10 protein-coding genes and 1 tRNA gene are annotated in these 13,253 nt (G+C 61.4%); 5 read left to right on the top strand and 6 right to left on the bottom strand.

Annotated features, from left to right (window positions below; all coding sequences use genetic code 11):
• Positions 1-308 precede the first annotated feature (308 nt).
• Positions 309-395: transfer RNA gene (locus tag HY962_08000), tRNA-Leu, on the bottom strand.
• 124 nt (positions 396-519) lie between these two features.
• On the opposite strand from HY962_08000, the gene HY962_07995 reads away from it, so the two are divergent.
• The 4 genes from HY962_07995 (at position 520) to HY962_07980 (ending at position 4,212) form a co-directional block, all read left to right on the top strand.
• Positions 520-1,272 carry a TSUP family transporter gene (locus tag HY962_07995; GenBank protein MBI5646861.1) on the top strand — a complete coding sequence of 251 codons (753 nt, stop codon included), beginning with the start codon at positions 520-522 and terminating at the stop codon, positions 1,270-1,272.
• A 390-nt stretch (positions 1,273-1,662) separates the two neighbouring features.
• Positions 1,663-2,178, top strand: a complete 516-nt coding sequence (locus HY962_07990) for a tetratricopeptide repeat protein (GenBank protein MBI5646860.1) — start codon at positions 1,663-1,665, stop codon at positions 2,176-2,178.
• Between the two features lie 57 nt (positions 2,179-2,235).
• Positions 2,236-3,081 carry a DUF58 domain-containing protein gene (locus tag HY962_07985; protein MBI5646859.1) on the top strand — a complete coding sequence of 282 codons (846 nt, stop codon included), beginning with the start codon at positions 2,236-2,238 and terminating at the stop codon, positions 3,079-3,081.
• 57 nt (positions 3,082-3,138) lie between these two features.
• The gene (locus HY962_07980) at positions 3,139-4,212 is read left to right on the top strand and encodes an Omp28-related outer membrane protein (protein MBI5646858.1); all 1,074 of its coding nucleotides are present in this window, start codon (positions 3,139-3,141) and stop codon (positions 4,210-4,212) included.
• An 80-nt stretch (positions 4,213-4,292) separates the two neighbouring features.
• On the opposite strand, the gene HY962_07975 is transcribed toward HY962_07980, so the two are convergent.
• Both HY962_07975 and HY962_07970 read right to left on the bottom strand, forming a co-directional pair.
• The gene (locus HY962_07975; protein MBI5646857.1) at positions 4,293-5,120 is read right to left on the bottom strand and encodes an RNA methyltransferase; all 828 of its coding nucleotides are present in this window, start codon (positions 5,118-5,120) and stop codon (positions 4,293-4,295) included.
• 184 nt (positions 5,121-5,304) lie between these two features.
• Complete coding sequence (locus HY962_07970; GenBank protein ID MBI5646856.1) at positions 5,305-6,561, bottom strand: DUF445 domain-containing protein; 1,257 nt, start codon at positions 6,559-6,561, stop codon at positions 5,305-5,307.
• A gap of 592 nt (positions 6,562-7,153) precedes the next feature.
• Here HY962_07970 and HY962_07965 point away from each other — a divergent pair.
• The gene (locus tag HY962_07965) at positions 7,154-9,199 is read left to right on the top strand and encodes a thioredoxin domain-containing protein (protein MBI5646855.1); all 2,046 of its coding nucleotides are present in this window, start codon (positions 7,154-7,156) and stop codon (positions 9,197-9,199) included.
• Positions 9,200-9,284: 85 nt separating this feature from the next.
• Here HY962_07965 and HY962_07960 read toward each other — a convergent pair whose 3' ends face one another.
• From HY962_07960 to HY962_07950, 3 genes are all read right to left on the bottom strand, one after another.
• Positions 9,285-11,483, bottom strand: a complete 2,199-nt coding sequence (locus tag HY962_07960; GenBank protein ID MBI5646854.1) for a TonB-dependent receptor — start codon at positions 11,481-11,483, stop codon at positions 9,285-9,287.
• 340 nt (positions 11,484-11,823) lie between these two features.
• Positions 11,824-12,297 (bottom strand): TlpA family protein disulfide reductase, encoded by a 474-nt coding sequence (locus HY962_07955; protein ID MBI5646853.1) that lies wholly within the window; start codon positions 12,295-12,297, stop codon positions 11,824-11,826.
• Between the two features lie 122 nt (positions 12,298-12,419).
• Positions 12,420-13,145 (bottom strand): SIMPL domain-containing protein, encoded by a 726-nt coding sequence (locus HY962_07950; GenBank protein ID MBI5646852.1) that lies wholly within the window; start codon positions 13,143-13,145, stop codon positions 12,420-12,422.
• Positions 13,146-13,253: the final 108 nt, after the last annotated feature.

The raw sequence follows: 13,253 nt of genomic DNA, 5'->3' as shown, positions 1-13,253 counted from the left end.
GGCAAGACGCCGATGCAGACCTTTCTCGATTCCATACCGCTTGCAAAAGAAAAACTCCTCGATACATTACCAACATCTTTTGAGTCTTCGAATAAGACAGACCAACCTACCGTCTGTCAGGTCTAATCGTAGCTAGTACATGACAAGTAAAGGGGTGTGAACAGCGAGACACTGCTTTGCGCGTCACGCCTTTACCTCTTTACCCCTTTACGCCTTTACGCCGTCGTGCCTCGACAGGATCGGCATGACACGGCGTCATGGTCGAGCTGTTACGTGTTACGTGTCACGTTTTACGTGTACCGTTCTTGTACTCGAGGCCGGGGTCGAACCGGCACGGGGTTTTCAATCCCACTGGATTTTGAGTCCAGCGCGTCTGCCAATTCCGCCACTCGAGCAAGCAGAGTACAAATGTGGGAATTTTCGTCTGTGAATCCAAAACAGCGACGGAGTACATCGGCGGCTCCCGTGCAGGGAGATCCCCGGCATTTTGTACTTTGCACGTGATTGAGCTTCGAAAACGTGCACGACCTCACCTACATATTCCTCGCGCTGGCCGGCTTCTTTGCCGGTTTTGTTGATGCGATGGCCGGCGGCGGCGGACTGATATCGCTGCCCTCGCTTATCGCCGCGGGACTCCCGCCGCACGCGGCGCTGGCCACCAACAAGGTGCAGAGCGCGATAGGCACGAGTTTCGCCGCGTACCGCTATGTGCGGCACGGACACGTGTTCCTGCCCATCGCAGTCACGGCCTTCATTTTCTCGTTCGGCGGATCCTTCGCGGGCGCGTGGGTGGTGATGCGTGTGCCCGGACAGTCGCTCGAGGCGCTGATCCCGATACTTATCGTGGTGGTGGCCGCGGTCACGTTCATACGGAAAAACTTCGGCGTCACAGACACGTTCGCCGGCGCATCATGGAGACACTTCGCGGGCGCGGCACTCTTCGCCGCCTCCCTCGGCTTTTACGACGGCTTCTTCGGTCCGGGCACCGGCTCGTTCTTCGCCTTCGGTTTTGTGTTCTTTTTCGGCTTCGGTTTTGTGCGCGCCACGGGCAACGCCAAGGTGGCCAACCTCGCGAGTAATTACGCCGCCATTGTCGCCTTCCTGCTCGGCGGCCACATCGTGTGGCCGGTGGCGCTCGTCATGGGATCCGCCAACATCGCCGGCGCGTGGATCGGCGCCGGACTCGCCATCCGCGGCGGCGCGCGCATCATCAAACCCGTGTTCGGCATCGTGCTCGCCGCACTGCTCGTGAAGATCGTGTTCTTCTCGTGAGACCCGCAGCGTGGGCGAGGATACGTTTCACGTTACACGTAACACGTAACATGTGAAATGTGACATGTAGCAAAGTAGCAAGGTAGAAAGTGGAATGGCGGCTGACTGTACTTTGCTACTTTCCACTTTCCACTTCCATAGGATAGCAAAGTGGCAAGGTAGAAAATTGTTACGCCGTGCCACCCTTCGACTCCGCTCAGGGTGACACGGCGTCTTTACCCCTTTACGCCTTAACCCCTTTACCCCTTCACCCCTTCACCCCTTTACCCCTTTACCCCTTCACGCAATGGTACTCGCGATTGGTTTTCGTCGCGCAGGCATTTGTTCGTATTTTCAAGGGATACACAGAGACCGACGTCTCCCCGCACACACTTACGTGAAAATACCCGCATGAAAATCCTCCTTGCCAGTCTCTCGCTCGCGGTGCTGCTCGCCGCCTGCGGAAAAAAGATGTCCGACTCCGAAATTATGGCGGCCGCGCAGCAGGCGTACGACGCCAAAAAGGTCGACACGGCCATCATCTACTATCAGCAGCTCGTGGCCGACTATCCGGAGAGTCCGCGCGCGCCCGAAGCCCTGTATCTGCACGGCTCGATTCTGCAGAACGACAAAAAGGACTACGCGCAGGCGGTGAAAGTCCTCGCGGGCATCGACGCACAGTACACGGGCACACCCTATGCGGGCAAGGGCCTGTTCCTCGGGGGCTTCATCGCCGCGAACGTACTCAACGACGTGCCGCGCGCGAAGGAGTTGTACGAGAAATACCTGGCCTCGTATTCCGCGCTCGATGCAAACATCACCGCCTCGGTGAAGGTGGAACTCGCCAATCTCGGAAAGAGCGCCGAGGAAGTGCTGCAGTCACTGCAGCAGGACACGTTGCAGCAGCCCGTCGCGAAAGGCAAATAAACCGTGCCCGACCAGCAGTCCTACCTCCGCCCCGACATCGTCTCGCGGCTCGCATCCATGGAGCTGCGCGCGCGGCTTGTGGTGGAGGGATTCATGACAGGACTGCACAGAAGCCCCTATCACGGCTTCAGCGTGGAGTTCGCCGAACACCGGCAGTACATGCCCGGCGACGAGATCCGCCGCATCGACTGGAAGGTGCTCGGCCGCACGGACCGCTACTACATCAAGCAGTTCGAGGAGGAGACCAACCTCAAGGCCTACATCCTTGTCGACGCGAGCATGTCGATGAACTTCAAGGCCGAGGGGCAGGTCACCAAACTGCAGTACGCCTCGTATCTCGCGGCAGCCATCGCCTATCTGCTCGTGCGTCAGCAGGACGCCGTGGGCCTCGTCACCTACGACGAGGACATCCGCTCCTTCCTCCCGCCGCATTCCACCAAGGTCTATCTGCAGAACATCCTCGCCGAACTCGAGCGCCTGCGCGCGGGCAGCAGCACCGGCACGGGACGCGTGCTCAATGCCGTGGCCGACCGCCTGCAGCGACGCGGACTCGTGCTCGTGTTCAGCGACCTCTTCGACGATCCCGCCGAGGTGATGAGCGCGCTCAAACACTTCCGGCACGGCCAGCACGAAGTGATCGTGTTCCACATCCTCGATCCGCGCGAACGCAATTTCCAGTTCGGGCGCGACGCCATTTTCAAGGACATGGAAAGCGGCGAGGAACTCATGACGCAGCCCTTCCAGATACAGCGCTCGTATCAGGAGGCCATGCGCGACTTCATCAACCGCTACAAGAAGGAATGCCGCGAACAGCGTATCGACTACGTGCTGCTCGACACGGCCATGCCCTTCGACGTGGCGCTCTACGAATTTCTGAACAAACGCCGCCGCGTCGGCGGTTGAGACGCAGACATCACATTCCCACCCCGCGGTGATCACACCGCACCGTCCGAGGTTCCCATGAGACGCTCTCTGATTCCGTCCTTCCTGTTTGCGGCGCTGGTCGCCTTCCTGCTTCACGGCTGCGCGCAGCGCGACGATTCCGTTGCGCCCGACATCGAGGCGCCGGTCATCACCGTACTCTCGCCCTCGCCCGGCGACACGGTGGGCATCGACCTTGTGACGGTGATATTCCAGGCGGTGGACGATATCGGCGTGACCAGGGTGGACCTCTCCGTCGACGACGAGGCGCCGTCGGCCACCGTCACGGCCGAGCCCTGGAAGGCCACCCTCTCGATCGCAGCGCTCGCCGACGGTCCGCACACCATCGTGCTCAAGGCCTACGACAACGCGGGATCGATGACGGAAAAACGCGTGCAGATTGTAAAGGGCCTGAAGAAGTCGGAGGAAGTGCCGCGCATGACACTGGTCGAGATCGTGACCAGCGCGAACTGCGTGCCCTGCGCCCCCGCGAACGAGGCCTTCAAGCAGGCAACGGACGACGACTACCATCGCGCGCGTATGGCCGTGATCAAGTACCACGCATGGTTCCCGCGTTCGAGCGACAGTCTGTGGAAGGTGTCGCAGACCTGGGCGCGTCCGCGCATCACGTATCTGTTCCTGCCGATTCCGATTGCCAACGCCAGCGCGCCCAACACATGGGTCAGCGGCGTGGCCGCGGGCGCGAGCGCGCAGAACTGGATCTCCATGACCAATGCCGACATCAACGTGAAACCCGAGGCGCGTATCGACCTCGAGAAGCAGGATGTCGGCGGACGGATACAGGTGACCGTGCGCGTGCGTCCGCTGGCGTCGCTCAGCGGCCAGAATTTGCGCCTGCACACCGTGGTGACCGAGTCCGACATCCACTACAACGACGGCAACGCCGAAGACGTGCACTACGACGTCATGCGCACCATGCTGCCCGACGCCGAGGGCGAGGCGATCACACTCACGCCGGGCCAGACCTCGGAATTCATCCGCACCATCGACATGGAACCGCGCTGGGTGCGCGCCAACTGCAGCGTGGTTGTCTTCGTGCAGAATCCCGACACCAAACACGTGCTGCAGGCCGCGAAAATCCATCTGCAGTAAACGCGAGGGGCCACCCCGGTCGTACTCACCCGCAATGGCGGCTCGACGCCGCGGTGGCTGGTCCCGTTAAAGGCCCCGGATTACCGCGGCCCGAGGCCGTCCTTCTGCGCCGCAAACAGGGCCACCGCAAGCGCGTTGGCCACATTGAGCGAATCGACGGCGCCGTACATGGGGATGGTGTAGAGGCCGTCACACGCGGCGAGCGCTTCTGTCGAAAGCCCGCGGCCTTCACTTCCAAATACAAGACAGACTGGTCCGGTACTCGCGGACGTGAGCCGCGCGAGCGAGGTGTCGCCACCGCGCGGCGTGGTGCCGATCAGGGTCCAGCCATGTCGGTCGCGCAACTCCGAGAGGGTTTCGAGCAGCGAGGGTGAGCGGTGTGTGCGAAGCGAGAAGATGGTGCCCATCGACACGCGTACGCTGCGTCGCAACCAGGGATTGGTGGAGTCCTCGCCGGTGAGCAGCGATTCGACGCCGAAGGCCGCGCAGTTGCGCGCGATGATGCCCATGTTCTCGGCATCGGCAAGACCCTCGATCGCGACATGCAGGTTGCTCCCTGTCAGAGGCGCGCTCAGTGCGTCCAAGTCCGGGCTGGGCGGGATACGGCCGATAGCCATCAGCCGTTTGTGCAGCGCGAGGCCGGTGATGGATTCGAGCAGCGCATCCTCCGCGACATAGACGTCCAGCGCCTCGAAGCGCGGCTCCTCCAACGTCGCGCGCAGCTCGTCGAACCATGCGGGTGAGAGCAGTATCGACACCACCTCACGCCCGCTGGCGAACAGACGACGAACGACCTTCTCACCTTCCGCCACAAAAAATCCGTCGCGCCAATGGTGTGTCTTTTCGCGCAGCGTGCGATAGGGTTCGAGGTCGGGTACGTCGAGGGAGGTTGTTTGGTGGATGAGCATTGTGGAGTCGGGACGAGGCGGGACGAGTGGGGAGTGGGGACGGGGGACGGGGGACTTGGGACGGGGGAGTGGGTACAGGGAGGGGGAGCCGCGACGTGTCACGTGTGACTTCGCACCTGCCACTTTCCACTTGTTACGTGAAACGTGTTACGTGTAACGTACATACGCACGGATGTAGCAAAGTTCAGCCCACAAGCACGTCCTTCACAAGGTAGAGCGCGGCGCCGACGAGGCCGCCGACGATGGCACCGTTGAGGCGGATGTACTGCAGGTCGGGTCCGACGCGAGATTCGATCTGTGTGATGAGTTGTTCGTCGTTGAGCGTGTCGAGATTGTGGCGGACGATGGCGCCGATTTCATGATGGTTTTCCTCGACGGCGCGGGCGAGCCGTTCCTTGAGCCACGTATCGAGAGCCCGCAATGCCGCCTCGTCGGAGGCAAGCCGCGACAGTCCCGCATCAGCCCACGCGACCGCATGCTGCAATATACGCGAGTCGTCGCGTGCAAGATCGTCGAGCAGCCAGCCGCGCAGGCGTTCAAACACCGCCGTGAGTCCCTGTCCTGCCGCAGCGGAATGTATCGCCGTGGTGGCGGATTTTTCTATGAAGTCCGCCGCCTCGTTATTCTGCGGAAGGTCGCCGACAAAACGCCGGACCCACTCATCGAAGGAAACCCGGGCCGGGTGCGACTCCTCGCGCGGGATTGCCGCAAGATCGTCGCGCACACTTGCAAGGATGGAGCGGGCGAGGTCGTCGTAGTTCAGCACATTCGATTTTTCCGCCATCCATTTGCCGAGGCGGCGCAGGGGCGACGCCGAATAATCTTCCATCGTCGCGCGCAGATTCGCGGCGAGCATCGCCGACACTCGTTCTTCTCCAAGCCAGTCGGCCGCACCTCCGGCTGCGAAGGACAACGCCTCCATATGCCACCCCGCCTCGATGGCCTGCGTTCCCGCGCCCGTCACCAGCGACACGAGGCGGTCGCGGTCCGCCGCTCCTTTCGCCAGGTCCATAGCCGCATGCGCCGCTGTTTCGGGCTGCATCGAGCGCACTGCTTCTCGGAGCGTGGACCGGAGCGCCGCGATGAGCGCCGCGCGATGCACCGGATCCTGCGCGGCCCGCAGCAGCATTCCCGCCAGATCCCAACCGGCGAGCCGTGTCAGCAACGCATCCTTGCTCAGCCACGAATTCTGTACCGTGTCGCTGATACCCTGCGTGATACGGGCGCGGTACTTGAGCAGGATGGCCGTATGCGGTATGGGAAGTCCGAAGGGGCGGCGGAACAATGCCACGACGGCAAACCAGTCCGCCAGACCACCGATCATTGCCGCTTCCGCAAATGCGTTCACGAGCCCACCCCAGTACGTTGCCGACACGGGCAGCGTGGCCACGAAGAGGATTGTGGCGAGGATCAGTGAGATGGGTGCGAGGCGGTTGGGCATGTTGCTGGTAGATGGGTAGACGGTAGACGGTAGACGGTAGACGGTAGACGGTAGACGGTAGACGGTAGACGGTAGACGGTAGACGGTAGACGGTAGACGGTAGACGGAAAGGTTGTGATCCTCGAAGAGGAATGCAACTTATTGCGGCGGAATCAATCACCGATGAGCCGTGTTTTTTATAATGCTACGTTAGTGCGTATGATTTCCCGGCTCGTCGTGTGCGAACAAAGAGGAAACGGCCTGACTTGGCGCCCACCTCCTGTCTCCTGGATCCTGTATCCTTACACTCGTGTGAGGAGAAAGGACGCTGGCGCAGCGTACAGATCGCGATGATTCGTGTAAGAACTCCCCCCAACCCCTCTTAAAAAGAGGGGGAAATCTGAAATTATTCATAGCAACACGAACACACGCCTGCGCATGCTTCCTCCTGTCCCCTCATGGGCATACGAGGAGTCATGCGACCCATGTCGGTGCAGTGAATGCCTCCTGTCTCCTTCCTCCTGTATCCTCACACACCCTGAGCAGACCACACTACCATCTACCAAATACCATCTACCCATCTACCAACTACCCTCTACCATCTCAAAACAACATGCCCAACCGCCTCGCCCTCGCATCCAGCCCCTACCTCCTTCAGCATGCACACAATCCCGTCGACTGGTTCGAATGGGGCGCGGAGGCCTTCGAGAAGGCCGAAAAAGAGGACAAACCCATCTTTTTATCCGTCGGGTATTCCACATGCCACTGGTGCCATGTCATGGAACACGAATCGTTCGAGGACGACGAGGTGGCGGCATACATGAACGAACACTTTGTCTCGATAAAAGTCGATCGCGAGGAACGGCCTGATGTCGATCACATCTACATGACCGTGTGCCAGACCATGACGGGCAGCGGCGGCTGGCCGCTCAGCGTCTTTCTCACACCCTCACGCGAGCCCTACTATGCGGGGACGTACTTCCCGCGCGACGACCGCTACGCGCGCCCGGGATTTCTGCGCGTGTTGCGCGCGATGTCCGACGCCTGGAAAACGGACCGCGACAAGGTGCTGGGGATAGGAGGCGAGATGCGCCGCGCACTGAACAGTGCCGTCGAAAATCCACGCGCGCTGGGCGCTGACACGCTGGACAAGGCCGGGAGCCGCTTCTCCGCCACCTTCGATCCGGTGCAGGGCGGCTTCGGCGGCGCGCCCAAATTCCCGATGGGACACGCGCTATCATTCCTTCTGCGCCGCGCTGCACGAACCGGAAACGAGCAACTCGCGCACATGGCGCGGCACACTCTCACAGCGATGTATCGCGGAGGGATTTACGACCATGTGGGCTTCGGCTTCTGCCGCTACTCCACCGATGCACAGTGGCTCGTCCCGCATTTCGAGAAGATGCTGTACGACAACGCGCTGCTGCTCGCGGCACATGCGGACCTGTACGCCCTGACCGGATCGGCGGAGCAGGAACGTGTCATGCGCGAGATCGCCGCATACGTGCTTCGCGACCTCGGCGATCCGGGCGGCGCATTCTATTCCGCCGAGAATGCCGACAGCGAGGGAGAAGAGGGGAAATTCTACGTCTTCACCGAGCACGAATTCCTTAAAGCTGTCGGGCCAGAATACGGTGCCGCGCTGGCGGAGTACTTCGGCGTGACGGCCGCGGGCAATTTTGAACACGGCGCAAACGTTCTGCACATCGCCGTGGATCCTGCGGCATGGGCCTCACAACACGGCTTCGATGAACGGCGTGCCGCGGGCATACTCGAGCAGGCGCGTCAGCGCCTCTACGCCGCGCGCGCGCGCCGCGTCCGCCCCTCGCTCGACGACAAGGTGCTTACCTCATGGAACGGCCTGATGATCTCGGCGCTGGCGCGCGCGGGCGCGGTACTGGGCGACCCGGAGCTGGTGCATGCCGCTGTACGCGCCGCGGAGTTTATCCTCCGCGTCCTGCGCCGCGACGACGGCACACTTCTGCACCGATGGCGCGCGGGCAGCGCAGGCATCGACGGCTTCCTCGAGGACTATGCCTTCCTCGCCCTCGGTCTGCTCGATCTGTACGACGCGACCTTCGACGCCGCACACCTCGCGACCGCCAAAAGCATCCTCGACCGCATGCTGGCGGACTTCAGCGACGGCGCGGGAGACGGACTGTTTTTCACGGCGCGCGACGCGGAACAACTCATCACACGCAGCAAGGACGTCTACGACGGCGCCATGCCCTCGGGCAATTCCGCGGCGGCCTACGCACTTGCGCGTCTCGGCCGGCTGCTCGGCGACACGCGGTACGAAGACCGCGCCCGCGCCCTCATCGAAACCTTCGGCACACAGGCCGACGAGTATCCGACCGGTCACACACTGCTGCTCACAGCGCTCGACTTCCTCACCGGCGCACCGCGCGAAATTGTCATCGCCGCGCACGACCGCCATTCCGCGCGTCCCTACATCGAGGCCGTACAACAACTCCTGCTGCCGGGCACCATCGCGCTGCTGCACGAAACCGGCTCCGCGGGAGATTCCATCCGCGCGCTTGTGCCGTTCATCGCGGCGCAGTCCCCTCTCGGGGACCGCGCCACGGTGTACGTCTGTGAACGGTTCGAATGCCGGCAACCGGTGCAGGACCTCGAGAGTTTTATCACACTCCTGCGCTGACTTCGAGATATCGAATGGAAGCACGCAGCCGCGTTGCATCCGACTGGCGCGGACCGCGTTCACCGTTTGTTCCGGGACCCGGTCGTTACAAACTCAGCTCCACACCCGCAGTCACAAAACGCGGCAGCGACACCTTGATGCCGCTTGGACGGCGGGAGACGATGACACGCGCATCGGTCGCATTTTTTACGGCAAACACAAAGCTGCTGTGCAACGCGGGCAGCGCGTAACGCGCGGTGAGATCCAGCATCGTCGTTCCGGGTATTTCGCCTACGAGGCCATCGGCGGTCGGAGCCACGGTGTTGAATTCATCGGCGAACTGTCGTGTCACCTGTGTCAGCGTCGCGTGCAGCGACACGCCGAACGGCGCCTCGATGTTCACCGTGTGCGAGAAATGCCACGACGGCGCGTAGGGCAGGCGACGGCCGTTGATATTGTGCGTGATACCCGATTTGACGATATGCCTGTCGCTGCCATACGTGGCTTCGACAAACGTGGCATTACTCTCCAGCGATACGCCGTAGCGGTCTTCATCGGGCCGCGAGATTTCAAGCTGCAGCGCGGCTTCGATACCCAGATGTTTTGTGCGGCCGCCGTTGACATACCCCGTCCCTGCGCCGCCTGATGACTGCGAGACGGGAATGATCTGGTTCGTGAAGTCCAGGAAAAATGCGGTGGCTTCGGCTGTCAGTCCCGGCAGCGGGGATGTGCGCGCCCCGAGTTCGTAATTCCAACTGGTTTCGGCATCGAGGTGCAGGACCTCGCCCGCATTGGTGATCGCATCCTTCACACGCGGCGGCGCGAAGCCGCGGTGCGCTCCGGCAAACAGCATCAGGCCTTCGGCCGCGCGATAGGTGAGTCCCAGTCCCGGTATCACGGCACTGACGCTGTTATCACCGAGAATGCTGGTGTCACGCACGGCCGTGGTATTGTTGATGCGGAAGGATCCGCGCCGAATGTGCCGCTCGTAGGTGAAGTTTTCGAAGCGTATGCCGGGGATCACCGTGAGGCGTCCGCCGAAGGACACGCGATCCTGCACAAAGAAGTTCTGCGCGAGACCGCTGCGGATTTCGTCCTGCGTGGTTGCGCCGCCCACGGCCGTCGGACTCGTTCCGACAACAAACTGTTCGAACGCGCGCTCGAAGAGCAGTCGCGCGCCCGCATCGAGTTGGTGCGACGTGCCGCCGAATTCGAATTCCGTCGAAAGCCGCGGCTCGAGGCCCGCGACCTCGAACTGCCTGTCGCGGTTCCCCGTGCCAGCGCGCATGTATATCGCGCCGCCTGCGACGCCTGTGTCGCCGAACACCACCCCCGTGCGATTCGACGCGGAGGCTGAGTACGAGTAGTCCTGCCTCCGCCAATCGCGCGAGGTGGTGTACCAGTAGAGGTTCGTTTTCAGCAAAGTGAGCGTGCCCAGATGCCAGTCGTGCGAGAGCGCCACAAAATAGCGGCGGATCTTGAGCAGGTCGTCGGGCGCGATGCGGGCGTCGTACTGTCCCGCATCATACATGGTCTGGGTGAGCCCGACATAGGTGGAATTCGACTCTTCGTCGTATGCGGCGAGTTTTAACCCCAGCACCGACGACGCGTCGAGCCGCAGTTTTACCTTCGCGCTCGCGTCGTTGATGCGGTACCAGGTGGGTCCGAGGTTTTCGGCCGACTTTCTGAGCAGTGACATCTGGACGCCGATGCCGCCGAAGGTGTTGCCGTAGCGTGCAAGCGCCGAGGCGAGCGCGCCGTTGCCGCCGGACAGTCGCAGAGACCCCTCGCTGTGTGCAGGCGGATCCGAGGTCAGGTAATTGATGACACCGCCGATGGTCTGCGGGCCGAAACGGATGGAGCCGCTCCCCTTCAGAATCTCGAGTCCCTGCATGCGGTCCATCGCGGGCGTGTAGTACATCTCGGGTTCGCCGTATGGCGCGAGTGCGATGGGAACGCCGTCTTCCAGAACCAGCACGGTGCGGCTGCGATCGGGATCCAGACCGCGGATGCCGAGGTTCAGCCGGAAGCCGCCGCCCTCTTCGTCCACGGCATGTAGCCCAGGCACGGCGCGGAATACCTCGTTGCCCGACAGGGGTGCGGCCGCGTGGAGCTGTTCCGCGGTCACAACCGTTGCCGAGCCCGGCACGCGGTCGATCAGACCGGGTTTGGTTCCGACAATCTCGACTTCGGGCATGTCGAAGGTGAGCAGCGAGTCCTTCTCACGGCGCGGACTCTGCCCGAACAGGGCCGTGGCGCTCAGGCACAAAAAGAGAAGAAAAATGGGAACGGTGCGGGATTTCATGGGACTCCTTGTGGGATGGGATGTCCGGATCCGGGGCTTGTGTGGACAGAGTCCACAGAGGATCCAGGGAGGGAATTCGGAGGAACTTACAATCTCAGTTCAAGCGGGACGGGTCTCTTCGCCGAATCGGGTGATCAGAATACAGCCCGCCGTCACACTGTTAATTTAATTAAGACTAATTCTAAATAGCAAGTCCCGCCGCCGTTTTTTTTCCCAAACATATGAAGGCGGGCATAAAATGGCGAAGGCCTCCGTTGGAGGCCTTCAAAACAGTCGTGCGGGTGAGACGCAGCGCGCGGAGCCGCGTCCCTCTTCGGGAGGCGGTTTCACATCACGATGATCAGAGCAGTTTTTTGATTTTCGCTTCGAAGTCCTGCTCCGACATGTAGCCCACATGGCTTTCGATCACGTTGCCTTTCCGGTCCACAAAAAACGTGGTGGGGATGGCGCTCACACCGCCGTATTCATTGGCCACCGTGCCGTTGTCGAGCACGACGGGATACGTCATCTTGTATTTTTCGATGAAGGGCTTCACAACGTTCCACCCCTTTTCATCGAGCGAGATGCCGACGATTTCGAGGCCTTTTTTCTTGTACTTATCATAGACGCGCTGGAAGCCGCCGATTTCGGCTTTGCAGGGGCCGCACCACGTCGCCCAGAAATTCACGGCGACCACCTGGCCCTTCAGCTTGGCGAGTTCGATCTGTGCTCCGGCGGCGGAAGGCAGTTTAAAATTCGCGGCCTTTTTTGTCTGCGCGAACGACACGCCCGCGGCGAGCAGCAATACGAGTGAAAAAGTGAGTATGTGTTTCATGCGGAGATTCCTCTGTGTCGGTATATGATGCATCGCCACAAGAAAAGGATTCCCGCAGTGAAGCGCAATGTCTTGCCATATGACCCGCGCGGGGGCGCGGGAACGCCGCAGCGGCGCGGCCGCTACTTGATCTGGAAGGAGGCGTTCACAACCGCGGTGATCTCCTTCTCGATCGAGCTGACGTCGTTCACACCGTAGTCCGACACCTGGTTCGAGTTTTTCGGCGTGATCTGCAGCACTCCCATACGTGCCGAGCGCATGGGACCGAGATCGCTGCCTGTGGACTCGGCGATGCGGTCGGCGCGGATCATCGCGTCCTTCGCGGCCTCCGCCTGAATCTGCACCTTCAGATTGGCGAGTTTTGTGTAGTGGTACTCGGGCGGATCGGCGGTGAAAAACACGCCCTTCTCGATGACCGACGGGATGTCGAGCGCAAGGACGCGAATCTTGTTGACGTCCTTCGATGTGATTTCGACCTTCTGGCTGTACACATATCCCTTGATGCCCGTCTGCGCACCGTCGGTGTTGTAGTTATAGACCGGATAATTGGTGATCGGATACTTCTCGACCTGATCCTCGGGGAAGCCCTGCGCGCTGAGGTACTCGAGCAGCACCGGCATCTGCGACTTCAACTCCTGATACGCCGCGGCGGCGGTGGGCGATTCGACCGCGACCGACCCGCGCAGTATGCCGAGATCCGAGACGATGTCCTTCTTGGCCGAACCCGTGACAGTGATCGTCTGATCGGCGCTGCGCGCGTCGCGCCAGCTCCATGAAAACACGCCGATACCGAGTACAATCCCGAGAGCGAGCACGATGGATGGAATGACAAAATGGTTGTCGCGCATGACGAGGCACCCCTGCAGTGTGAAAGTATGATTCGAATCCGGATGACGGAATCGAATCTAGCACGCGGAAACATCACAGTCAAAACCAATCGCCCGCCCTGCTGCGTG

The organism is Ignavibacteriota bacterium, assembly GCA_016218045.1.
Lineage (GTDB): Bacteria > Bacteroidota > Ignavibacteria > SZUA-365 > SZUA-365 > JACRFB01.
The sequence above is the reverse complement of the archived record's forward strand: the minus strand, read 5'-3'. Positions and strand labels throughout refer to the sequence as shown.

Excerpts from the sequence above, each read along its gene's own strand:
- HY962_07965 (MBI5646855.1), top strand. The coding sequence starts at position 7,154 with ATGCCCAACCGCCTCGCCCTCGCATCCAGCCCCTACCTCCTTCAGCAT.
- HY962_07980 (MBI5646858.1), top strand. The coding sequence starts at position 3,139 with ATGAGACGCTCTCTGATTCCGTCCTTCCTGTTTGCGGCGCTGGTCGCC.
- HY962_07990 (MBI5646860.1), top strand. The coding sequence starts at position 1,663 with ATGAAAATCCTCCTTGCCAGTCTCTCGCTCGCGGTGCTGCTCGCCGCC.
- HY962_07970 (MBI5646856.1), bottom strand. The coding sequence starts at position 6,561 with ATGCCCAACCGCCTCGCACCCATCTCACTGATCCTCGCCACAATCCTC.
- HY962_07960 (MBI5646854.1), bottom strand. The coding sequence starts at position 11,483 with ATGAAATCCCGCACCGTTCCCATTTTTCTTCTCTTTTTGTGCCTGAGC.
- HY962_07950 (MBI5646852.1), bottom strand. The coding sequence starts at position 13,145 with ATGCGCGACAACCATTTTGTCATTCCATCCATCGTGCTCGCTCTCGGG.
- HY962_07985 (MBI5646859.1), top strand. The coding sequence starts at position 2,236 with ATGGAGCTGCGCGCGCGGCTTGTGGTGGAGGGATTCATGACAGGACTG.
- HY962_07975 (MBI5646857.1), bottom strand. The coding sequence starts at position 5,120 with ATGCTCATCCACCAAACAACCTCCCTCGACGTACCCGACCTCGAACCC.
- HY962_07955 (MBI5646853.1), bottom strand. The coding sequence starts at position 12,297 with ATGAAACACATACTCACTTTTTCACTCGTATTGCTGCTCGCCGCGGGC.